20 protein-coding genes are annotated in these 24,323 nt (G+C 38.3%); 15 read left to right on the top strand and 5 right to left on the bottom strand.

Features of this window, described 5'->3' with window-relative positions; genetic code table 11:
* Positions 1-47 precede the first annotated feature (47 nt).
* Positions 48-998 carry an aliphatic sulfonate ABC transporter substrate-binding protein gene (locus FTV17_RS03970; protein WP_218945281.1) on the bottom strand — a complete coding sequence of 317 codons (951 nt, stop codon included), beginning with the start codon at positions 996-998 and terminating at the stop codon, positions 48-50.
* Positions 999-1,312: 314 nt separating this feature from the next.
* Positions 1,313-1,666: a hypothetical protein gene (locus FTV17_RS03965; RefSeq protein ID WP_179998253.1), complete on the bottom strand. Its 354-nt coding sequence runs from the start codon at positions 1,664-1,666 to the stop codon at positions 1,313-1,315.
* Positions 1,667-1,950: 284 nt separating this feature from the next.
* Between FTV17_RS03965 and FTV17_RS03960 the strand changes: the two genes are divergently transcribed.
* Positions 1,951-2,715: a 3-hydroxyacyl-CoA dehydrogenase gene (locus FTV17_RS03960; RefSeq protein WP_179998252.1), complete on the top strand. Its 765-nt coding sequence runs from the start codon at positions 1,951-1,953 to the stop codon at positions 2,713-2,715.
* 58 nt (positions 2,716-2,773) lie between these two features.
* Here the strand turns inward: FTV17_RS03960 and FTV17_RS03955 are convergent, their stop codons facing one another.
* Positions 2,774-3,700, bottom strand: coding sequence for an N-acetylmuramoyl-L-alanine amidase (locus FTV17_RS03955; protein WP_179998251.1), 927 nt, complete (start codon positions 3,698-3,700; stop codon positions 2,774-2,776).
* A gap of 240 nt (positions 3,701-3,940) precedes the next feature.
* On the opposite strand from FTV17_RS03955, the gene FTV17_RS03950 reads away from it, so the two are divergent.
* From FTV17_RS03950 to FTV17_RS03930, 5 genes are all read left to right on the top strand, one after another.
* Positions 3,941-4,720 (top strand): HesA/MoeB/ThiF family protein, encoded by a 780-nt coding sequence (locus tag FTV17_RS03950; RefSeq protein WP_179998250.1) that lies wholly within the window; start codon positions 3,941-3,943, stop codon positions 4,718-4,720.
* A 39-nt stretch (positions 4,721-4,759) separates the two neighbouring features.
* Positions 4,760-6,058 (top strand): AarF/ABC1/UbiB kinase family protein, encoded by a 1,299-nt coding sequence (locus tag FTV17_RS03945; protein ID WP_035267090.1) that lies wholly within the window; start codon positions 4,760-4,762, stop codon positions 6,056-6,058.
* Positions 6,059-6,177: 119 nt separating this feature from the next.
* On the top strand, positions 6,178-6,558 hold the full coding sequence (gene folB / locus FTV17_RS03940) for a dihydroneopterin aldolase (protein ID WP_179998249.1): 381 nt from the start codon (positions 6,178-6,180) through the stop codon (positions 6,556-6,558).
* Entirely contained in the window at positions 6,515-6,970 is a 456-nt protein-coding gene (locus FTV17_RS03935) for a 2-amino-4-hydroxy-6-hydroxymethyldihydropteridine diphosphokinase (protein ID WP_373687183.1), read from the top strand. The genes folB and FTV17_RS03935 overlap by 44 nt, the downstream gene beginning before the upstream one ends.
* A 146-nt stretch (positions 6,971-7,116) precedes the next feature.
* Positions 7,117-7,665 carry a DUF2799 domain-containing protein gene (locus FTV17_RS03930; protein ID WP_179998248.1) on the top strand — a complete coding sequence of 183 codons (549 nt, stop codon included), beginning with the start codon at positions 7,117-7,119 and terminating at the stop codon, positions 7,663-7,665.
* 29 nt (positions 7,666-7,694) lie between these two features.
* Here FTV17_RS03930 and coq7 read toward each other — a convergent pair whose 3' ends face one another.
* Together coq7 and FTV17_RS03920 are read right to left on the bottom strand one after the other, a co-directional pair.
* Entirely contained in the window at positions 7,695-8,330 is a 636-nt protein-coding gene (coq7, locus tag FTV17_RS03925) for a 2-polyprenyl-3-methyl-6-methoxy-1,4-benzoquinone monooxygenase (protein WP_179998247.1), read from the bottom strand.
* Positions 8,331-8,334: 4 nt separating this feature from the next.
* Positions 8,335-9,654, bottom strand: coding sequence for an MFS transporter (locus FTV17_RS03920; RefSeq protein ID WP_179998246.1), 1,320 nt, complete (start codon positions 9,652-9,654; stop codon positions 8,335-8,337).
* Positions 9,655-9,830: 176 nt separating this feature from the next.
* Between FTV17_RS03920 and FTV17_RS03915 the strand changes: the two genes are divergently transcribed.
* From FTV17_RS03915 to FTV17_RS03875, 9 genes are all read left to right on the top strand, one after another.
* Positions 9,831-12,587, top strand: a complete 2,757-nt coding sequence (locus tag FTV17_RS03915) for an autotransporter assembly complex family protein (protein ID WP_179998245.1) — start codon at positions 9,831-9,833, stop codon at positions 12,585-12,587.
* A 43-nt stretch (positions 12,588-12,630) separates the two neighbouring features.
* The gene (locus FTV17_RS03910) at positions 12,631-17,154 is read left to right on the top strand and encodes a translocation/assembly module TamB domain-containing protein (RefSeq protein ID WP_179998244.1); all 4,524 of its coding nucleotides are present in this window, start codon (positions 12,631-12,633) and stop codon (positions 17,152-17,154) included.
* 119 nt (positions 17,155-17,273) lie between these two features.
* On the top strand, positions 17,274-17,621 hold the full coding sequence (locus FTV17_RS03905; protein WP_179998243.1) for a DUF333 domain-containing protein: 348 nt from the start codon (positions 17,274-17,276) through the stop codon (positions 17,619-17,621).
* Between the two features lie 73 nt (positions 17,622-17,694).
* Positions 17,695-18,072 (top strand): hypothetical protein, encoded by a 378-nt coding sequence (locus FTV17_RS03900; protein WP_035267099.1) that lies wholly within the window; start codon positions 17,695-17,697, stop codon positions 18,070-18,072.
* Between the two features lie 142 nt (positions 18,073-18,214).
* Positions 18,215-18,484 carry a hypothetical protein gene (locus FTV17_RS03895; protein ID WP_035267100.1) on the top strand — a complete coding sequence of 90 codons (270 nt, stop codon included), beginning with the start codon at positions 18,215-18,217 and terminating at the stop codon, positions 18,482-18,484.
* A gap of 290 nt (positions 18,485-18,774) precedes the next feature.
* Complete coding sequence (locus tag FTV17_RS03890) at positions 18,775-21,414, top strand: bifunctional aconitate hydratase 2/2-methylisocitrate dehydratase (protein ID WP_179998242.1); 2,640 nt, start codon at positions 18,775-18,777, stop codon at positions 21,412-21,414.
* 49 nt (positions 21,415-21,463) lie between these two features.
* Positions 21,464-23,581: a hypothetical protein gene (locus FTV17_RS03885; RefSeq protein WP_179998241.1), complete on the top strand. Its 2,118-nt coding sequence runs from the start codon at positions 21,464-21,466 to the stop codon at positions 23,579-23,581.
* Positions 23,574-23,840, top strand: coding sequence for a hypothetical protein (locus tag FTV17_RS03880; protein ID WP_179998240.1), 267 nt, complete (start codon positions 23,574-23,576; stop codon positions 23,838-23,840). The genes FTV17_RS03885 and FTV17_RS03880 overlap by 8 nt, the downstream gene beginning before the upstream one ends.
* 219 nt (positions 23,841-24,059) lie before the next feature.
* On the top strand, positions 24,060-24,305 hold the full coding sequence (locus FTV17_RS03875) for a hypothetical protein (RefSeq protein ID WP_179998239.1): 246 nt from the start codon (positions 24,060-24,062) through the stop codon (positions 24,303-24,305).
* Positions 24,306-24,323 lie beyond the last annotated feature (18 nt).

The raw sequence follows: 24,323 nt of genomic DNA, 5'->3' as shown, positions 1-24,323 counted from the left end.
TTGGACATCAATATTTCGATGTTCAATCGCTTTTTCACTGATCGCCATTATTTTGTCACCACTTTTTGAGCGAATGAGGCATTAAATAACTGTTGAACAACTTGATTTACATTTGTTCCTTTACGAACTAAGTCTTCTTCAGTCAAGATTTTGCTGGATTTTTGTAGTGCATTAATGTGTTGGGCTTTAGGAATATTTTGATTAAAGTCAGTACGCTGAAGCTGAAATTTTGCAACCTCTAAAGGTAGTTTAGCTTCAGTGGCGAGTAACTGCGCCAGTTTATCTGGATTGGCTTTTGCCCATTTACGTGCTTGCTCATACGCTTTAATTACGGCTTCAATTGCTTCTGGGCTAGATCGAGTAAATGGCTCTTTGACGCTTAACACGCTATAACTATTAAAGCCTACATTACGATAAAGCAGTTTTGCACCCGACTGGACTTGAGCTGATGCCATCAAAGGGTCTAAGCCAGCCCAAGCATCCACTTGCTTACGCTCTAACGCCGTTTTGCCATCTGGATGTTGCAAATGAACAAGCTGTACATCTTTTTTATTCAATCCAACGGTATCTAAAGCTTGTAGCGTAAATAAAAATGGGTCAGTTCCTTTTGTCGCGGCAATTTTTTTACCTTTTAGATCTTTTAGGGATTTAATCGGGGAATCTTTTGGCACGACCAAAGCTGTCCACTCAGGTTGGCTTTGGATATAAATCGTTTTAACAGGGCTACCATTGGCACGACTTAATACAGCGGCAAGACCAGCTGTTGAAGCAAAATCAACACTACCGCTATTGAGATATTCTAAGGAGCGATTACTGCCTTGACTAAATACCCATTTGATTTTGGTATTGGGTAAAGCCTTTTCTAATAACTTTTGATTTTTAACCACTAAGCTCGTAGGAGCATAATAGGCATAATCCAGTTTGATTTCCTTAGGGAGGGCAGCATTAGCTCCACTATGAACAACACTAATTACTAAACCCAACAGTCCTAATTTCAATGGAGATATCGATTTTTTCACTAAAGTACCTGATTTAATTCGCTAAATTTTCGATATAAATAGCCTTTTAGGTGATTTGTGACAAAAAAGAAAATGAGATATTAAAAGAATAAATTTTGATAAAGTTAAAATTATGAGTTAACACATTGAAATCAAATCAATATTTTATAAATATTGTGGTTTTGTGAAAATATAGTGAATTATCAGAACTTTATATGAATTAGTGCAATGAGATGAAGGTCACATAATTTAATATAGCAAGGCTAAGAGAGAAAATGAGACCAAACCATATCAGTTTGATCTCAACACTCACATTATACAAAATACTCAGTTGAAATATCGCTCACTTCAAGAAGGTCTAATGAGTCTGACTCCAAAGCCAAGCATAGCGCCACTACTTTTAGAGTATCCGAAATTTTCGAAGCATCTTTTAACGCAATGCCAGATTTCAGTTCATTAAGACGTTCAGTTGAAATATCTAACGCAAGTGCAGTTTCACTTGCATCTTGAGTGTTTAGGAAATGATTGATTGCATTTTTTAAATCTATTTCAGATGCATTCAGAATGCTCATTTGAAGCTGCTCTGAAATTCGATCTGCATCTTGATTAAGTGCATGGGGGAAAGTTTGAGCAAAATTTTGCTCTAAGACATCGATCATTTTAAACATGATTGAACCTTTAGGAGATATGGCAAAATGCCGAAATGAATAAGATTAAAATAGTCTAAATATTAGTCGAATTCAAAAAAATAACGATGACTGTATGGTTTTTAAATCATGTCACTAAGGCAAACTTAACTGTAATGTGTGATTAATTTTTTATATAAAATAAATATTAAATTATAACTATTTTGAATTTTTTTATACCAATTGGTCACTGAATAAATTGAATCCGTATTAGAGGAGGATTACCCTAAAGCCAACTTAAAACTAAAAAAAGGATAATGAGATTTATGAATATTCAAGGAAAAGTGATTGTTATTACAGGTGGCGCTTCTGGGTTAGGTGCGGCGACAGCAGCTTATCTTCAACAGCAGGGTGCTCGTGTGGTAATTGTTGATATGAATGCATCTTTGGGCGAGCAGACTGGTCAAGAAATTGGTGCAGAATTTATTAAACTAGATGTAACTGATGAAAAAGCAGTTGAATCATTCTTTGCACACATACAAGAAAAATATGGACAATTAAATGGTTTAATCAATTGTGCTGGTATTGCACCATCAGCTAAAGTGCTTGGTCGTGATGGCCTGCATGCCTTAGATATGTTCCAAACAGTGCTGAATATCAACGTCAGTGGAACCTTTAATATGTTGCGCTATGCTGCGCAATTAATGTCACAGTATGCGCTTTCGGGGGAAGAGGAAGAACGCGGTGTCATTGTGAACACGGCTTCAGTTGCTGCTTTTGATGGTCAAATTGGTCAGGCTGCATATTCTGCATCTAAGGGCGCTGTTGTTGGTATGACTTTGCCATTGGCGCGTGAGTTAGCACGCGAAAAGATCCGTGTTATGACTATTGCACCTGGGATCATGGAAACTCCGATGCTTAAAGGTCTTCCGCAAAATGTGCAGGATGCATTGGGACAGATGGTTCCATTCCCACCACGTTTAGCTAAACCTGAAGAATTTGCGAAACTGGTTGGACATATCTTTGAAAATTCGTATTTAAATGGTGAAGTGATTCGATTGGATGGCGCAATTCGTATGGCGCCAAAATAATATATGAAAATCAGTTTAGTCTTCACTTAAATAGACGACTAAACTGATCTCAGATGTTTTATGGTGAAATCGCCGGACGAGCTACATTTCGATACTTCTCAAGTAATGCATCAAGGCGGGCTACAGTCTCAATATCCGCGATACCATCATATTTCTCAGGATAAAAATGCATTTGGAATGCGGATACAACATTTCGAGTGACTTGATCATATTGACCAGTGACAGGAACGTTATAACCGTATAATGCCAATTTGCTTTGTAACGAAGCAATATCATTCTTCCAAGGATGATAGGTACGATAATAATTTACAGTGTCGTTATCGTACCAAGCACCGATGTTGTAGTCTTCATATAAACGTTTCCAAGGAAATAGCGGACCTGGATCAAATTTGCGACCTGGAGAAATATCACTGTGCCCCAAAATTCGGTCGGGTCTGATCTCGTATTTTTTAGTAATTTTTAAAATAATATCTGCAAGGACTTCGATTTGTTGTTTTGATGAAAATGGATACCATCGACGTTGCATCAAAGGGAGTTGTTCATCATCTGCAGGGAAACCGAGATTTTCAATTTCAATTCCGATACTCGAGGCATTCAAACTACTGTTGGTCTGCCAAGAACTCGCGCCAGCATGCCAAGCTCTTTTATCATCAGGCACAAGACGGTACACAGTAAATTTACCATTGGTTGATAATTCGGGTACAAAATAGTGACTACTGGCAGGGAAATTAGGATCTTTAAACAAAGCCAATGTTTCGTCTTTAGATACTGCTGTGTAGTGCAGAATCAAGAACATTTGCCGATTGTCTTGATTGGGTGAAGTATTATCTTCGTCCAGATCATAAAGCGTGCTTTCTATATATTCTGGTTGGGTATCCGAACCTTGATTGACGTATGTAATGTTGGTGATCTTTTCATCTTTACATGCCGTCAGGAATAAACTCGAAACTAATAATGTAGCGAGTGCAAAAAATTTTTTATTCATAAGTATGACTGTCATTTATTGGAGTTAGATGTTTTTAAAATCAATTGCTAGTGAAGCAATTATTGAGATTATGTTTATTAATATTAAAAAATAAAATAAGAAAAATTAAACAAACCTATTCGAATTGTAACAATAAGGTACAGATCTTCTAGGGTAAAAAATATCTTCAGAATTGTATGAATAGACTGCTTATTTATTCGGTATCATAGGCTTATACAAGCATGTAATCAGGGTGTTTAGGTGAGTGATAGCATTGAACTGAGTGATGTTGAGCTACAGTTGTACGCAAGACAAATATTGCTAGAGGATTGGGATATTGATGCACAAGAAAGATTAAAGCTGTCGAATGTGCTCATTATTGGTTGTGGTGGAATAGGGTGTTTGACTGCAGAGTTATTGGCGAGAGCAGGCGTCGGTAAATTGACACTCATCGATGCTGATACTGTAGAAATCAGTAATTTACAGCGACAAATTGCCTTTGATCATCATGAGGTGGGTTTTTACAAAGCTGAAGTGTTAGCCAAGAAAGTTTCTCAAATTAATCCTTATATTAAGATTGAATACATCACTTCAAAAATTGATTTTAATAATGCTGCCGCACTGATTACACAGCAAGATCTTGTGTTAGATGGTTGTGATAATTTTGAAACCCGTTATTTGGTCAATCAAATCTGTAAGGATGCGAATGTTCCACTCATCAGTGCATCTGCGATTGGTTTGCAGGGGCAGTTATTTATGGTGGATGGTGAATCAGCATGTTATGAATGTCTTTTTCCCAAAGAAGATCATGCAGATGAGAGTTTAAGGTGTGCAGATTCAGGAGTTTTAGCAACAACTCCTAACATGATGGCAAGTATGCAAGCACATCATGCGCTATTATATCTGGGGTTAAATTTAACACCATTAAAACAGAAGATCCTTCTATGGAATGGAATGAACATGCAACAGCGAATTTTGAGTTTTGACAAGGATAAAGAATGTCAAATCTGTCACAGTAGTCAATCCGCAAAGACAATTTAATTTGCTACACTCAACATATCGAAATTTAATATCGACATTATGAAAAATAATATTTGGTTAGATGGTTTACGCTCAGTGGCCCGTGTAGGTGAAACTGCGGTCATTGCTGCGCGAGCAGGGATTAAATACGCGACAGAAAAACCGAGTAATGCGAAATTAATGCGCGAAACTTTCGAGTCGCTTGGTTCAACGTATATTAAGTTGGGACAGTTTATTGCCAGTACGCCTTCATTATTTCCACGTGAATATGTTGAAGAATTTCAAGGATGTTTAGATCAGACACCTAAACTCCCATTTAGCTATATTGAAAGTGTCTTGAATGCTGAGTTTGAAGGTCGCGATTTAGGTGAAATTTTCGCATCTATTGATGAAACGCCATTAGCTTCTGCTTCGATCGCACAAGTGCATGCTGCTAAATTGGTGAGCGGCGAAGATGTCGTGATCAAAGTCCAAAAACCTGGTGTTGAAACCATCCTTTATACGGATTTAAATGTCCTACATTGGGCGACCAAGATTCTAGAGAAGGCAGTTCCTAAAGTAAAATTTGCTTCACTTGCGGACATAGTTGAAGAAATCAAAACACGTATGGTTCGTGAAGTTGATTTTATTGAAGAAGCAAAAAATATTGATGATTTTGTTAATTATCTGCACATTACTCAAAATACCAAAGCGACTGCACCAAAGGTATATCATCAATATTCCACACGCCGTGTTTTGACAATGCAGCGTCTGTATGGCGTGCCGTTAACGGATTTCGATGTGGTTCGTCAAGTTTCCAAAGACCCATCACAGGTTCTGATTACTGCCATGAACACATGGTTTGGTAGTTTGATGATGTGTGAAAGTTTCCATGCAGATTTACATGCAGGCAACCTCATGCTTTTGGATGATGGTCGCATTGGATTCATTGATTTTGGTATTGTGGGACAATTAAAGCCTGAAGTATGGACTGCATGTATTGCTTTCATGGATGCATTGCAAAATACCAATTATCCATTGATGGCAGAAAATATGCTGAAAATGGGCATGACCAATACGCAAATTGATACAACAGTTTTGGCAAACGATTTAGAACGATTATTCAGTGGTGTGCTCACCGCTGATCCTCAGCAAATTCTGTCATCTAATCCAGCCGACTTAAATGACATCATGATGGATATGGTGGCTGTAGGTGAGCGTCATGGCATCCGTTTCCCACGGGATTTCGCATTGCTGTTTAAACAAATGCTTTATTTTGATCGTTTTATGAGAATTCTTGCGCCGTACACTGATATTTATGCAGATCAGCGCTTACAAATGGTACAAACAATCGATCCTAATCTTTTGTTGAAACATTAAATCTTAAACAAGTGTTAAAATATAAAAGCAAATCCTCAGTAGAAGAGGATTTGCTTTTATCGCCTCCCGTCAAGTGTGCTATCACTGTTTGATAGTTTACGAAAAGGTCATGATTGAAGATGGATTCCGTATTAATTGAAGGATTGAAAGTTGAAACAGTCATCGGATGTTTTGACTGGGAAAGGCAAATCATTCAACCATTATTGCTTGATCTTAATATTGCGACCGATTTAGAGCAGGCATCAAATTCAGATCTTCTCGCTGATACTTTAAATTATGCTGAAATTTGTGAAATCGCGACTCAGACGATTCAAAAAGCTCAACCTGAATTAATTGAATTTGCTGCAAAAATTGTCCTCAAAGCTTTGTTTGAACAATATCCAGCAATTGAGTCTATCCAAATTACTGTGCGTAAGCCTGCTATTATTCCACAAGCTAATTCAGTAGGAATTCGTCTTGAAAGACACCGTAATGATTTATGCGCTAGCATTGGCGAGTAATAGCCAACCGCACGATCATCTGGTGAATGCATTAAAACAAATTGCGTCATTAGGATGTATTACGCGTTCTCCCATCTATGTCATACCTTGTCGAGATGGTGTTGGACAAGACTATTGGAATGCTGCATGTTTATTAGAATCAAAGCAGCAAGTCAATGAAATTACCAATCTTTTAAAAGCGCTGGAAAAAGCTTCTGGTCGAGTTCGCCCTTCACATGATATCTCTTTGGATGTAGATCTCATTGCATGGGGAAATACGCTCCAAAATATGCAATTTAATCCAAAAAAAATGCCATTAGCCTTAGATGTTAAAATTCCAATGTTTGATATTTGGGAAAATCCATTATTTGAACATGAAGCGCATCATTTTCCTCAAGTGTCACTAGATGGTTCATTTTCTAAAATAGGATGAGTTTCGCCGAATAGTCCATCGGTAGCATTGATCAAATATGTCTTTGATACGGAAATAAGCTGTGATGTAACAATAATCGGCTTCTTTTAAATGGACTAATTTTTATAATACGGCACTTCAAAATAAATAAGCTCCATATCAAGAAGATGTATAAAATTATTGTGTTAAGCGCAATTTTGGCGTTCCTCTCAGGTTGTGCAACGCTTTCCCCTCAAGAGTGTCGAACTGCTCAATGGTCGGAAATAGGTGAAAAAGATGGAAGCAGTGGTTATTCGAATCGCATTGTTAAACATCAAAAAGCCTGTTCAAAAGTGAATATTGAACCTGATCACAAGTTATATGAACAAGGTTACCAACTTGGGCTTCGTTCATATTGTCAACCCGAAGTTATTTTCGATGGAGCTTTGGATGGAAGAGGTGGGTATAGGGTTTGTCCATCAGAGTTACATGCTCAATTAGCACCCTTTTATAATGTGGCCGATCAGTACTATCGTTCTAAGAAAGACAAAGATGCAAAAGATAAAGAAATTGAAACATATCGAGACTACTTGCTGGATGACAAAATCACCAAAGAAAAGCGGGAAGAGTATCTTAAGAAAATCAAATCCTTAAAGCAGGATAAATTGCGGTTAGATTTGAATTTTAATCATGCTGAACGTGAATTAAATAAGTTTAGACGATTCCATCATCTATAAAAAAATGCGGCCCATGAGCCGCGTTTTTTTTAAATATAATAACTTGTTTTGGTCATGAGTTTGGATATACCCGTCATTGCGATTTTGACCGCAGCTGGTAATTCCACACCACCTGCATTTAGTGCAGTATCTCGATGCTGAAGTTCATCCTGATTCATCTGTGTCAAAATTTGACGAGAGCGGTCATCATGTGGTGGGAGTTGATCGAGATGGTGTTGCAGATGCAGACTCACTTGACGTTCAGTTTCTGCAACGAAGCCTAAACTGTATTTGTCACCAGCAATACCTGCGATCGCACCCATACCAAAAGAAAGACCATACCATACAGGATTGAGTAGACTTGTATGACTATCTAACTCTTTTAAACGATCTTCACACCATGCTAAATGATCTTGTTCTTCAATCGCGGCATGCTCCATTTCACGACGAACATTAGGCAACTTAGCTGTCAATGCTTGACCGTGATAAAGCGCTTGAGCACAGACTTCACCACTGTGATTAACACGCATGAGTCCAGCAACATGCCTTGCTTCACTCACTGCGAGATGAGTCTCTGCTTGACTTGCTGGATTTTCACGTTGTGAGGTGGTGGTGCCTGGAACCAAACTACGCAGTGCTTGATCAAATGAATGGATAAATTTATCTAGACCTGTGTAGTGACGCATAACCTTAATCCTCTAAATCAATTTGAGCATTTTTTAACATTGGTTTTAAGCGTGTTAATAACCAAATCGTGTACAGAGCACTCAATATCGCTGTAATACTGAATAGAATCTTAATATCAATACTTAAGATACTTAAAATAATAATGGAGAATATAGCAGAAGACACCATGAATACTGCATTCATAATGTTATTAGCAGCCACTACTCGAGCACGATGTGAACACGGTGAATAGGCTTGCATCATGGCATATAGCGGAACAATATAAAAACCGCCACTGATCCCTAATAATGTAACTGCAATCATCACATGATAATAAATCATACCAGAATTAAACATGTCTGATATGCCAATAAAATCACCAGTCCTTTCAGGAACAAAGGCTAAACTTCCTGCTAAGTAGAAAGCGAAAACGGTTAAGCCTACTGCACCAATAGGCACCATTTTAATATTGACCTCTGAGCCACCAATTTTTCGGCATAGCAATGAACCTACACCAATACCCACAGAAAAAAAGGTAAGGAGGAGGCTGACCACATTTTCATTGGCGTGCAGATTTTGCTGAGTCATTTGAGGAATTTGAGTTAAATAAGTCGCGCCGTAAAACCAATACCAAGAATTACCCAATAAAATGGTAAAAATGAGGGGTAAGCTTTTTGCATAACGTATGGTTTGGAAACTTGTTCGAAAGAAATTCCAATCGACATTGATATGATTTTCACGGACTTTTTGTTTGAGAATGAAGCGACTGCAAATATAACCAAGTATCGCGATGGTCACGACCGTCAGGCTGATCCAAACTAAGTTGCCTTCAGAGTTTGAAATCACTACACCACCCAAGATCATCCCCATCAATATTGCAATGGAAGTACCTGACTGAAATAAAGCATTACCCGACATCAATTCATTTGGTTTTAATATTTCAGGGAGAATGGCGTATTTAATCGGTCCGAAGAAGGTACTGTGTGTACCCATGAGGAACAATGCAAATAACAATAGCCATAAATTGCCGAGTAAAAATCCAGCAGTACCAATCAGCATAATCAAGATTTCAAGCAATTTGATATTACGAATCAAGAAAGAGCGTTCGTATTTGTCTGCAATTTGTCCTGCAGTCGCTGAAAAAATGAAGTAAGGTAGAATAAAGAGAAGTGCAGCTAGATTATTGAGTGTGCTTACGCTTGCGGTCTGTTGTTGAATCCAACCATAGGTAATGACAAGCAATAAGGATTGTTTAAAGACATTATCGTTTAAGGCTCCAAAAAATTGAGTCAAAAACATAGGTAAAAAACGGCGCGAACTCAGTAGATGCTCTTGTTTTTGCATGACAATTCAGCTTTTTTAAAAATTATTAAGAAATGTGATGATTTAGTAACAATATCGGAAAATCATGTATCATATTTTCATCCTAAAAATTTTGAAAATACTAGAAATTTGATTCAGTTAGCTTGAGTGAAAAATCCGTATTTTCTATTTAAAATATAAAGTATTCAGAGCGCAGTATGCCATCGAAAACACAATTTAAAAAATCATTACTTTCCCAATGTGTACAGCACATATGGATATCAAATGATATCAATAAATGGTTATATGCAAGTGTTTTTTTAGGTGCGCTTTCTTCACCTGTATTGTTTGCAGCCGACACAGTGATTTCAAGTCAGGAGCTTGAGCCTGCGACATCCGTACAAGCCATCGAAAATAATAAACAAAAAATTGAAAACGTTGCGCAACAACAGGGATTGTCAAAAGAGAAAATTGAAAGTATTGATCAAAAAATAGATCAGTTGAGTGGGCAAGATGATTTTAATAGTTATGAAATGCTTCAGCAGCAAGAGCAATTGAGTCCACAAGAGCAATTCAAGCCGATAGAATTTGATGATTTGGAGTTGCTGCCTGAGGAGAGTGTGGACCCTCGACTTGCCAATGAAATTTTATCAGTCGCTGAAGAAGCCAAGCAGGAAGCGCAAAATTTCAGATCGGGATCGACGACTCCAGCCATTCAAGTACAAGATTTACCTGCGAATGACATTACAGAGGCTGAGTTAACAAAAGCGCCAGTCAACATTGATCAGTTGATGCAAAATATTCAGTCTGATCGTCAGATTGAGGTGTCTGAAAATGCCGAAGGACGTTCATTATCTGTTCAAAACCAAGAACCTGAGAATAAAGAACCAGAAAAAGTAAATGTGTTTAAACGCATTTTCTACAAAATACGTCCTCCTCGTCTTAATCAGCCCGCTGCTGTGCCACGTATTACCGCAGATGTCACAGGTGCACCCAAACCACTCGCTGACAATATCAAAGCAAAGTTATCTTCATTCACAGTTGAGTCATTTTCAGATTTCAATGCTGCCGTTCCGCAACTCCGTAATATGACTATTCAAGCTGCACAAGCCGTAGGTTATTACGATGCTGAATTTAAGTTTGAAAAAGTCAGTGATAACCGTGTGCGTGTCAATGTCACACCTCATAATCCAGTAGTGGTGCGTGAACAAAATATTGAATTTACTGGGCCTGGGCAGAATCTTGCTCAATTGCAAGTGATTCGAGTGCTTCCTGATTTGGAGGTGGGTGATATTTTCGATCATGGTAAATATGAAGCGACAAAGGCTCGAATCATTGAAGCGGCGAATAACAACGGTTTCTTTGATTATTATTGGCGAATGCACGATGTCATGTTGGCCCGCCCTCAAAATCAAGCAGATATAAATTTGAAGATGGAAACAGGTGAACGTTATAAGCTGGATGATGTGCAGTTTAGAATGAGTGATCCATCAAAAAAATTACCGATTCGTGAAGATATTTTAAGAACATTAGCTCCTTGGCAAGAAGGCGCAGACTTTACTGCTTGGCGTGTGAATGTATTAGCCAACAACTTAACCAATTCACGTTATTTCAATTACAGCCTCGTTGACGCTGTTAAACCCGATCCAATTATTAAGCCGCTTGAACTTGCACCTGATTTGCAGGCTTTGGTGGATGAGCAAAAAATTGATCGAAATTTATTAACAGGTCAAGAAAAGGCTGAACAACAGGCAAGTTCATCAGAAGAAGTCACGCAGAATGTGGCAGATGAAACTCAATTTGCGGGTGGAAATGAACGTCGTACTTTGCAAGAGCGTAATGATGCTGATAATCAAGCGCAGGCCAAGAAAGAAGAAACTGAGCGTTTACAAGCCTTAGCACGTGAAGAGAAAAAAATCCCTGTCATCGTGACATTGAATGCGGATAAATTAAATAGTGTTGAAGCAGGTATTGGTTATGGTACTGATACAGGTGTGCGTTTACGAAGTCAGTACCGCCGTTCTATTGTGAATGAACGTGGTCATTCGTTTGATGCAAACTTAGAGTTGTCACAAGTCAGACAATCGATTGATGGTCGCTATAATATTCCATATAAACACCCATTAAATGATTATGTCAGTCTAGTGGGTGGTTATGAGCGTGAAGATCGTGATGAAATTGGGAATGGATTAAATCTCATTGTGGAATCCGCCGTTGCCGGAGCTGACAGAATTATTAAAGGTGCGCGTCGTGATTGGCAGCATATTTTTGGTGTGCGTTATCGTCTAGATCGTATGACGATTGAAGGTGATATTCCTGAGACACTTGACCCAGATACCAATTGGGATGAAATCCCAGAGTTTGTCGTTGCAACGGGTAATGATGACCAGCAATCTTTATTACTTGGTTATGAAGCCACTAAAGTCACCAGTGATAATCGATTAAATCCGACAAAAGGATTTAAACAAAACTACAAAATCCAATTGGGGAGTGAAAGCCTGCTATCCGATGCTGATATGGCGATTGTGAATGCGAACTGGAAATTTTTATATTCACTAGGCAGTAACAATGATCATCAATTCATTGGTGGGGCAAACCTCGGTTATATCATCACAGAAGATTTTCAAAAAGTGCCCTATAACTTGAGATTCTTTGAAGGGGGTGACCAAAGTCTACGAGGCTTTGACTATAAGAGTTTGTCCCCTGTGGAATTTGGATATAAAGTCGGAGGTCAAGCGCGTGCGATTGGGACTTTAGAGTACAATTACCAATTTAAAGAAGGTTGGCGCGCCGCGTTATTTAGTGATTTTGGTAATGCTTATGATGAAAAATTTACCAATGATACTGAATATAGCATAGGAGCAGGAATCCGCTGGAACTCTCCAATTGGTCCAATTCGTCTAGATGTGGCATCGGGGATATCTGATCCTGGTAAACCGATTCGTCTACATTTCTTTATCGGGCCGCAACTTTAATATTTAAGATAATAAAAGTACTCAATCATTTTTTGGAATAAGTATGGCTGAAGACATCGAGCAGCAACCTGAGCAACAACCTGATCAAAACGTGACGCCACAGCGAAGTTTATTACGCCGTGTATTGCTGATCATTTTATTTATTCTGATCTTTTTTGTGGCTTCGCTTGCCGTAATGTTTTCAACAGACAAAGGCAGTAAATTCTTACTTGACCGTGCTTTGTCCACTCAACAGATTATTCAGTATGAATATGAAAGTGGAAATTTACTTCAAGGCATTATTCTAAAAAATGTATTGGTAACGCTGAAATCAGTTGATGTGAAAATTGATAGAGCTGATGTCACTTTGGGTTGGCGTGCCATATTAGATAAAGAAATTCATTTGAATCGTGCTGATGTCCGAAATTTGCGTGTCATTAACAAGTCACCGCCGAGTGATGAGCCATTTAAGTTTAGTGAAATCAAACTCCCTTTTGTTTTACGTGTTGATCATGCCGATATCGATCAATTGGTCATTCAGACTTCAAGTTCTAAAGTGCAATTTAATGACATTATCCTAAACGAAGCACTATGGTCAGGTACTGAGCTTAAGTTTGAAGATTCGCAGTTTGATATGGGTTATTTGTCTGTAAAAAAAGCAACAGGTCAGATGGATTTTAAAGGTAAATATCCGTTAGATGCGCAAGCAGTTGTAAGACTCCCATCTTTAAAGTCGATCAACGTTGAGGATATTTATCTCCATGCAAAAGGCTCTTTAGATACCATTCAAGCGGGCATTGCCACGCGTACCCCTGATTTATTAACAGGTTGGGCAGTGGTACATCCAGTTCGAAAAAATGTACCGATGCAAGGTGCTTTAAACTTTAAAGATTATCACTGGCCTTTAATGCTAGAGCAGGAGCTCTTATCTAAACAAGGAGTTGCTAAGTTTTCTGGAGATATCCAACGTTTGAATTTGGATATTAATACCGATATTTCTGGTAAAAATATTCCTCAAGGACAATATACTGCGCTGGCGCATACAGATCTCGTCAATCAATTGAATATTTCAAACCTGAATGGTCAATTGATGAATGGGGCGCTGAATCTTGCGGGTGTCGTGGGATGGAAGGATAAAGTCACTTGGGATGTGCAAGGTCGCTTAGATAAAGTCAATCCAAAAGATAAAGTGATTCCACAAGTGGTGCAAGATTTTCTGCCAGAACGTTTGGATGCCAAAATCGCCTCAGCTGGGTCGTTAGAGAAGGGATTAGCTCTCACAGCACTTATTGATTTCGACCAATATGAAACATGGAATTTAAAGCTTAATCAAGCTGAACAAAAAAATAATAAGCCGAATCCGATGTTGCTAGATGTCGCTTGGAAAAATATTGATCGTGCTGTTCCGTACATTGGTTGGTTAAGTAGTGAATCTGGGGATGTAAAACTTGCTTTAGTTGAAGGTCAACAAAATATTCATGTGGCAACCGTAGTTGGTGCAAATGAAAAAGGAACTTTACCTGCTGGCAAATACAATGCCCAATTAGACCTTAAAGGTAATGATCTTCATGTTCCTTCATTTATCTATCAAGCAGATGGAAAAGGATCTTTACAAGCAAATGCCAAGGTTGAATTACCATCTGATCAAAGACAGTTGAAATGGAATGCGGTGCTTAATGCAAAAGACTTTAATCCGCAAACCATCAGTTCTGCTGCTCCTGTAAATTTATTAAATGGACAAATTCAAGCGAGTGGCTTTGCTCGACCTAACCAGCAAATTATTCAGTTAAATCAGATCAATCTTTCAGGTCAGCTTGCCAATCAAAATCCACCGGAAACAATTAAGCTGACTGGCTCAAGTACAGCAGCCATTCTTCTACATGATGAAAAGTCGGGTGGTGGCTTTAAAGGCTTCGCAGTCAATTATGATGGTGCATTACATGCAAGCCAACTGCCACAAGGGGATGGTCAGCTTAAAATACGTGTAGCAGGCACACCTCAGCGCATCAATATTTCCGAATTTAAACATCAGGGTGCTGCGGGTCAGATCAATGCCAATGGTTTAGTCAATTTAGCCAATGGAATCGGATGGGACATTAATGCTTCTTTAATACGCTTTAAGCCTCATTATTTTGTTTCAAGTGTTAAAGGTGAAATTTCAGGTAATGTCAAAACGGATGGTGTTTGGTCAGATCGTTTGAAAAAAATTAATATTGATCGACTCAACCTCGCTGGCATGATCAATAAAAAACCGCTGAGAGCAAAAGGTAATCTTGCTGTTATTCTTAATTCGAATCAGACAGGTTTCTTGCCACAACAGTTTGAAGCCAATAATTTGTATTTGGTGTATGCGCAGAATCAGATTCAAGCCGAAGGGAATGCTCAGAATCTTCGCGTTAAAATTGACGCACCTGCATTATTTGAGATTTATCCTGGTTTACGTGGTCGTGCGCAAGGTTTTGTTAATGTGCAGTCTCAACCGAGATTGTCCGCAACTGCGAATGTAAAGGTGAATAACTTTGGTTTCAATGATCTGGTCAGTATCAAATCACTCAACATCCAAGGGGAATTACCAACTTCAGATACAGTGCCTACTGTATTAACTGCAAGAATGGACAGTTTAAGAAGTGGCAATCGTGAGATTCAAAACGCTGAAGTCTCAATTGCTGGTACACGAAAAGCACATTTATTGAAAGTGCAAGCCGCGAACAAGCTGTCTAAATTTTACGTACAACTGGCAGGTGGATTTAATCCTGCGAATGATTGGTTAGGTCAAATTCAAAAAGGTGACTTTGACTCTGCACGCGCGCATTTGAAACAGGCCCAATCTGCCCCTGTGATTTATAATACTGCGAAAACAGAATTATTTGTGGGTGCTCATTGCTGGACCAGTAATCAAAGCCAGCTTTGCTTTGATCAGCCCTTACGTGTGAGTAAGACCAAAGGTAGCGCCTCATTTGTGAGTAGGAATTTAGATCTTGGTGACTTTGCTGCATTTATGCCTGAAGGTTTCGCAATTACGGGTAAATTGGATGGTTATGCTAAAGCGTCTTGGGGGCAAGGCATTCAACCAAAAATCGATGCCAAACTTGTTACGCGTAATGGTGTTGTCGGTCTAGCAGCTGCCGATCCTGATGATATTAGCACCACAATGAACTACGATGAAGTAAGTCTTATTGCACGAAGTATTCGTGAAGGATTATTACTTCGTGCTGATTTGAAAGCTCCGAATATTGGGACTGGATATGCAAATGTTGTGGTGAATCCATTTGTTGATTCGAAACCAATGCGTGGTGAAGTTGCTCTGAGTCAAGTACAACTGAAAATTTTAAAACCATTCATTGCGGATGTGCGTAAAATCGATGGTAATTTATCCCTTGCGGGTAAAATCAGTGGGACATTGACTCAACCGTTATTTAACGGCGAAATGCGACTTAAAAATGGTTCAATCAGCATGATTTCGTTACCTGTTAATCTCACGAATATTCAGCTGTATTCATCTATTCGTCAAAACCAAGCGACGATCGATGGCGCTTTCAATAGTGGTCGGGGTGTGGGTAAATTAACGGGTGATATCGATTGGAAAAATGATCCTAGAATTCGTTTAAAACTCAAAGGTGATAATTTATTTATTCGCCAAGCACCATTAATCACAGCTGTTGTGAACACTGAGATGGATTTAGATGCACGTCCAGTCAGCAAGCAGTTAACTTTGAATGGTAAAGTTGAAGTTCCGCGTGCGCTGATTTCAATGCCAGAATCGAGCGCATCCGTAGTGCCTTTATCCGCCGATGTTCGAGTGGTACGTGAAGGTGATAATCAACTCGCGGTACTTAAGGCTGCAAAGCCATGGGATATCCGCGCTGACTTAGAATTAAATTTAGGAAACCAAGTAATTTTCCAAGGCTTTAATAGTCGTATTCCATTGCTTGGGCGAATTTACTTAACGCAACGCGGATTAGAAACTGCCATGCGTGCCAATGGTGCGATTGGTGTAAGTAAACGCGTTACCATTGAAGCTTATGGTCAGTCTTTAGAATTAAGTCGTGCAATCGCACGTTTCAATGGCGCATTGTCCAACCCAACCCTTGAGGTTGAAGCAAGTAAACTCATTTCAGGCAGTACAGTTGGTGTGCGTGTTACTGGAACTGCAAGCAGTCCAAATATCCAAGTCTTTAATGATGCCGGGTTGTCTGAACAAGAAGCAATGAATGCCTTAATTACAGGTCGAATCAATGAAGGTTCAAGTAGCTTGAGTCAAGCAGAAGGCTTTAAGTCAGATGTGAACAATACCATTGCTGCAGCGGGGATTAGCTTAGGGCTTGGTGGTACACGTGCTTTAACCAATCAAATTGGACAGACATTTGGGTTAAGTGGTCTTGCTCTTGATGCGCAAGGAACAGGTGATGACACTCAAGTGAGTGTGACAGGTTATCTGACCCCTGATTTATATATCCGTTATGGTGTTGGTGTCTTTACGCCAGTCAATAAATTGACGCTACGATATCAGATGAACCAAAGACTCTATTTGGAAGCAAGTCAGTCTTTAGAAAAAGCCATTGATATTTTCTACAATTGGCGATTCTAAAAGGTAAAAGGGCTTCAATCGAAGCCCTTTTTAATGCACTGTATAAACCGAAATTAAATTTAAGCCCTATTGTTAAAAATGCTAGACTTAAAATTTATCGGACAAGAACGAATTAAAAAATGAAAACAATTGCAATATTCATCGCGATGACAGCTGCAACACTCATGGCGGGCTGTCAAACCACTCAAACTGAGCAACTTACTCCAAAAATTGGAATGGCTAATCCTGCAAGCAAATTTTGTGTTCAACAAGGTGGAAAATTAGAAATACGTGATGAGGCAAATGGTCAAGTGGGTTATTGCCAGTTGCCAGATGGTGTTGTGGTAGAAGAATGGGAGTTATTTAGACATCATCAAAATATTTGCAAGCCTGAAGAAGCGAAAAAATTAGTCGGCATGCATAATCTTGATGATCAACAGATTTTGAATAAAACCAAAGCCAAAATTATTCGCTCAAGCTGTGGCTAATGAACAAGAAAAGTCATTACACGATTTCCTATTCGGTTTAACTCGATTATCATAGCCACAACAGGAGAGATGTATGAACAAATTCGTGATTCTGGGTGCTGTACTTGGTTCAGCCGTTTTGCTCAGTGCTTGTGAAGAAAAAAAGCCACTAACCCCTGAAGAAGTCTGGCATGGTTACTGTACCAGTATTGGTAATGCTGCACGCTCTATTTTGCTAGACCGTCAAAATGGTATCGAGAAAACTGCAGCGGTCGAACATGCTTCTAAACTGACCGATCCGACGACGAAGAAATTTGTAGATGCTCAAATTGAGAAGGTCTATGCTTATCCTGCGAATCAATTAGAAGTGGATCGTGATGCATTAATGGCTAAATTCAAAAAAGAAGCAACGGATGAGTGTTTAGCCACTCCTTACGATAAAGATAATCTGCCTGACTACAAACAGTTTTAAAGCGCTACAATAAGATTGATCATAAAAAAGAGGGAAGCGCAAGTTTCCCTTTTTTTTGTCGAAATTAATTACAAATTTTAATTAGCATTAAAATAGAAAAGCTTATATAAAAATAAGATAAATAAACAAAAGGAGCGGAACAATGGAAGTGGTCGCATACCTGAATAATGCCGATCTTCTGCTTGAAGATGCCAATGGTGTTGCTGTAATTAATGGCAGCCATTATGTCCTAAGTTTAGGGGATCGAGTCTATCTTAAAAATATGATCAATGAACATGCCAAAATTTATCAGGTACACATTAGTTTTGCCTGTGCCGAACACCGCATGCTACATGATGATGAAATTCTGGTCAGATTCGAAGGAACACGAGAAAGTCTGCAACAATATTTAGATCGCACGACTGTCCACTAAGGTTGAATAGTCAAAAAAGGATTTAAAAGGCAACATCTTGTTGCCTTTTATTTATTTCAGATCCGTAAAAGCTTCATGTTAATGTCAGAATTGTTCGATAAAACAACATATTGAACAATGAGTAATCAGAAGAGAGATCATTTAGTAAGAAAATAATGGTCATCACAAAGAAACACTCTTCTTGCATTAACTTTTAACCGGAATTTTAGTAAAATTTAGCAGTCCATATTATTTGCAGGCTTTATAAGCAGGATATTGCAAGTAATTTTTTAAAGAAGAGGAATAACACCGTGCTAGAAGCTTACCGCCAACACGTTGAAGAACGTGCCGCACTCGGAGTCCCACCGAAGCCACTTGATGACGCTCAAACAGCTGCATTAGTTGAATTATTAAAAAATCCACCAGCTGGCGAAGAAGCATTCTTAGTTGATTTGCTTGAAAACCGTGTTCCAGCAGGTGTTGACCAAGCTGCTTACGTAAAAGCTGCTTTTTTGGCTGCTTTGGCGAAAGGTGAAGCGACTTCTCCATTAGTTTCTAAAGAGCGTGCGGTTTACTTACTAGGTACTATGCTTGGTGGTTACAACGTTGCTCCTTTAGTAGAATTATTAGAAGACGCAGCGCTTGGTGCTTTAGCTGCTGAAGCGCTTAAGAAAACACTTCTTGTTTTCGATGCGTTCCATGACGTTGCTGATAAAGCAAAAGCAGGTAACGAAAACGCGAAAGCTGTGCTTCAATCTTGGGCTGACGCTGAATGGTTCACTAGCCGTAAAGACGTTCCAGAAGAAATCAAACTTACAGTTTTCAAAGTTACTGGCGAAACAAATACAGATGACTTGTCTCCAGCTCAAGACGCTTGGAGCCGCCCAGACATTCCGTTACACGCGAATGCAATGCTTAAAAACGTACGTGATGGTATTAACCCAGAAGTTCCTGGTGAAGTTGGTCCATTAACTCAAATCAAAGAATTAATCGCGAAAGGCAACCAAGTTGCTTACGTGGGTGACGTTGTTGGTACAGGTTCTTCTCGTAAATCTGCAACAAACTCTGTGCTTTGGTTCTTCGGTGACGAAATCGCTCACATTCCAAACAAGAAAGAAGGCGGTTACTGCTTAGGTTCTAAGATTGCTCCGATTTTCTTCAACACTATGGAAGACGCTGGTGCGTTACCTGTTGAAATCGACGTTGCAAACATGAACATGGGCGACGAAATCACGTTAAAGATTGACAAAGCGACTGCAAAAGTTACAGCGTTCAAAGATGGCGCTCAAATTGCTGAAGCTGAGTTAAAAACTCCAGTACTTCTAGACGAAGTACGTGCGGGTGGTCGTATTAACTTGATCATTGGTCGTGGCTTGACTACTAAAGCACGTGAAGAATTGGGTCTTCCTGCTTCTGACTTGTTCCGTACTCCAGTTCAACCAGCTGCAACTGGCAAAGGCTTCACGCTTGCTCAGAAGATGGTTGGTCGTGCTTGTGGTCTTCCAGAAGGTCAAGGTGTACTTCCAGGTACTTACTGCGAACCTAAGATGACAACTGTTGGTTCTCAAGATACAACAGGTCCAATGACGCGTGACGAATTGAAAGACTTAGCTTGCTTAGGTTTCTCTGCTGACCTCGTAATGCAATCTTTCTGTCATACTGCTGCGTATCCAAAACCAGTTGACGTTCAAATGCAACACACGCTTCCTGATTTCATCATGAACCGTGGTGGTGTATCACTACGTCCAGGTGACGGTATTATCCACTCTTGGTTAAACCGTATGCTTCTTCCAGATACAGTCGGTACTGGTGGTGACTCGCATACTCGTTTCCCAATCGGTATTTCTTTCCCAGCGGGTTCTGGTCTTGTAGCGTTCGCTGCAGCAACTGGTGTTATGCCACTTGATATGCCTGAATCAGTTCTTGTGAAGTTCAAAGGTAAAATGCAACCTGGTATCACTTTACGTGACCTAGTACATGCGATTCCTTACTACGCAATTAAAGAAGGTGACTTAACTGTAGAGAAGAAAGGTAAGAAAAACATCTTCTCTGGTCGTATCTTAGAGATCGACTTATCAGAAATGGAAACTGACTTAACTGTTGAGCAAGCATTCGAACTTTCTGATGCTTCTGCTGAACGTTCTGCTGCTGGTTGTGCGATCACACTTTCTGAAGAGAAAGTTGCTGAATACCTTCGTTCAAACATCACAATGTTGAAGTGGATGATCTCTGAAGGTTATGGCGATGCTCGTACTATGGCGCGCCGTGTTGAGAACATGGAAAAATGGTTAGCGAACCCATCACTTCTTAAAGCTGATGCTGATGCTGAATACACGAAAGTGTATGAAATCGACCTTGCTGACATCAAAGAACCTATCCTTTGCTGCCCGAACGATCCAGATGATGCAAAACTTCTTTCTGACGTTCAAGGCGACAAAATTGATGAAGTATTCATCGGTTCTTGTATGACGAACATCGGTCACTTCCGTGCAGCTGGTAAACTTTTAGACAAAGTACCTGGTGGTTCTTTATCTACTCGCCTTTGGTTAGCTCCTCCAACTCGTATGGACGAACGCCAATTGATGGAAGAAGGTTTCTACAATACTTATGGTAAAGCTGGCGCGCGTACAGAAATGCCAGGTTGTTCATTATGTATGGGTAACCAAGCACGTGTAGCTCCAAATACAACTGTTGTATCTACTTCTACGCGTAACTTCCCGAACCGTTTAGGTCAAGGTGCAAACGTTTACTTGGCTTCTGCTGAGCTTGCATCTGTTGCTGCGGTACTTGGTAAGTTGCCAACTCCTGAAGAATACCAACAGTATGCTGCTCAAATCGACAGCATGTCTGCGGATATCTACAAGTACTTGAACTTCGATCAAATGAACGACTATACAGACGCTGCTAAAGACGTTGATACGAAGAAAATTGCTGCTGCTCAATTGTCTTAATTGATTAAGTAGTTGAAAATAAGGGCTGATTTATCAGCCCTTATTTTGTATGCAAAATTATTATGAAAATAAATTCGATGCTTTGTCTTTGGATTTTGGTCCTGAACTAGCAAAAGAAAAAATGGTACAAGAACTCTTGTATAAAAGTTCACAACCTAAAAATGGAATTTTTAAAAATAAATTTGATATGTTTTGGCAATCAAGTTTTATTAAATTACTCACTGTCGATGATATAAAAAGGCCAAATTATATTCTCGCATTAAGTCAATATATTCGTTTAAATTCGATTGATAAAAATATTTGTCTAAATTATTTAAAACTTGATGTTCAAAGTTTTATTTTGGCAGTACGTTATTCAGGGATAATACTTCATTCTGCTCATTATTCATGGTGTCTACTAAAGGAAATTGAACAAGAATTTAAAAATGAAACCCTTTCTAGTTTTTTTCAGACTGTATATTATTTACAATCACAATATACGCATCGATTAGAAATTTATGATGATATTAAGAATAGGCTGAATATTGGTCAAATTACAGCTATGGCTTTTGGTAGTTTATATGCTTATGAGTATATGATTCCAAATCAAGATTACTTTGATTATTTGCCTTATCAATTTGATAAAAATGAAAAGAATTCAGCAGAAACTATTTGGAAAGCTTTTGATGAAATTGTTAAAACTTCTAAACGAAATACCAAAAAACTAACGGATCAATCAATAGGATTAGCACTGAAAAATAAATTAATGCCTTTCTTAATTGGGGGAGGAGTGACTCCGTTACTTAAAGAGCAGTATGAATTGTATAAAAAGCTTGTAGCTATAAAAATTGAGATTATTAATTATAAAAGAAATGTCTTAGAGTCGTTTAGTTTTAATAAGCAGGTAAACTACGAGCTGAAAAATTCAGAATTGATTTATACTGATACCCAAGAAAAAAAAGATAACTGGTCTGAGAAAAATTCATTACTCATAAGCTATTGGTTAGGTATTGGTACTAAAAAACTTTTAAATTCCGATGTTATATATAGCATTATAAATACTGGTGAGAATTTAGAAGCTAATGCAATTGCTTTATCAAAAGCATTTGGTATCCAAGAACAATTAGAACAGGTCTATGGGATTGTAGACTTCAGTATTAACCATCAAAAACTTGATGCGTATGAAACCATGATTACCATGACTTTATCGCAAGCCCATTATTTAAAAGATCATATTGAAAAATTTATAAGTTTTTTACCTCATTCTCAAAGTAATTTGCAAGCCTTAATGCGACTCACTATGCATGGTTTTATGATCGGTGAAAATAGAATGCCTTTCACATTTGCTAGGCAAGAAGACAAGATTAAAAGAATGTCATCTTGGGTAAAAGGTAGTTCAAATTCAGTCAAAAAAAAGAAAATGGAACAAATCTTGAATTTTTGGACTTGTGACTTGTACAGTGAAGATGATTATTCCACATTTCAACAAAAACCATTTTACAAAATTGATGATTTTGTTTTTCAATTTCCATGGCTAACTGCATTTCAAAATCTAAATACGATGATGATAAATTATGTGCGTAAACTATATAAAAATCGTTTAGAGCTTAAAAGTGAGACAGATAATATTGAATTAAATTTAGCTGAAAAATTTAAGAATGCTGGATTTGAAGTATTTTGCCAATATCAACCTCTAGATAGAGAAGTTGGCGAAATTGATCTAATCGCAATATATGAAAATTTTGTCATTGTTGCAGAAGTAAAATCAACTTATATTAAAAGTAGTATTCAAGAAATCTATGAATATCGCAACTTCACGTTAAATAAAGCAGCTTATCAACTATCTAAAAAAGTGACCTACATTAGAAATGAATTTTTGAAGCAATATTTTGAAAATTTAGATGATGTAAAAATTCATTCTTGGATTATAGATACAACATTAGAATTTGATCACCAATATTTTGAAAATCATTTAAAAATATCTATGGATGAAATCATTATATCTTTAAATGGAAAGGCTGATTTTATGAACTCCTTCATAGATGATTCATTTGATCTAGAGAAAGAAGCGAATCCTGTTGATGTTTTACAGTTTATTGATGATATTGAGAATGATAGATTTTGGAAAAATCAACTTGGGAATTATGATAATTATATGAATAGTATGTTGAGTAAATTGAATGTTTAAACACCCCCGTTTCCTCTGTATCGGTGGATTCCTCAACGGAACCCAAGTCAAAGACCAAGGCGACAGCTTTGTTTGTATGACCAATGGAAAGAATGAAACTTATACGAAGAAGGTCATTTTCCATCAAGAAGCATGGGATCATGACTACTACGTGTTTGAAAACATCACCGACCAACAAGCAAAAGAGTGGGTGTTACAAAAATACGGCGAAACCGTCATTTACCGAAAAAGAAAGCCCATAAAAAAGCCCCGTAATTAAAAATTAACGGGGCTAGTCGTACCACTCTCGTGATACTCATATAAGGCTCATCTCATACTGCCTGCATTAAAACATATTCACACAGATTCGTCATGCTGAATCGAATATAAATTCGAATCGACTACTGTGAAAAGCTTACAAGCCCATAACCATACATAAAACTGACAGCAACAATCTAGAAAGGTGAAATAAATAGAATAAGCAAAAAATGAACACAGCATGAATATAATGAAAAGCCTACTCACATTAAGTTTAATCAGTCTATCGCTCATTGCATGTTCAAGCGTGGAGATTAAAAATTATGATCCAGAAGAAGATGCACGTTATCAGAAATATAAAGATGAAACAGTAAACATGTCTGAATACGATAAACAGCGCTATTACAATCAGCACCACCTAGGTGTAGTCGAGCCAGATCGAGTTCGCGAATCAATTCGAGAGCAAAGAAGAAAACAGGTGCAATAAACTAACAGGGTAGTACAA

It is taken from the genome of Acinetobacter sp. YH12239, from assembly GCF_013417635.1.
GTDB lineage: Bacteria > Pseudomonadota > Gammaproteobacteria > Pseudomonadales > Moraxellaceae > Acinetobacter.
Note: the sequence above shows the minus strand (reverse complement) of the source record. Positions and strands in the feature narration are given on the sequence as shown.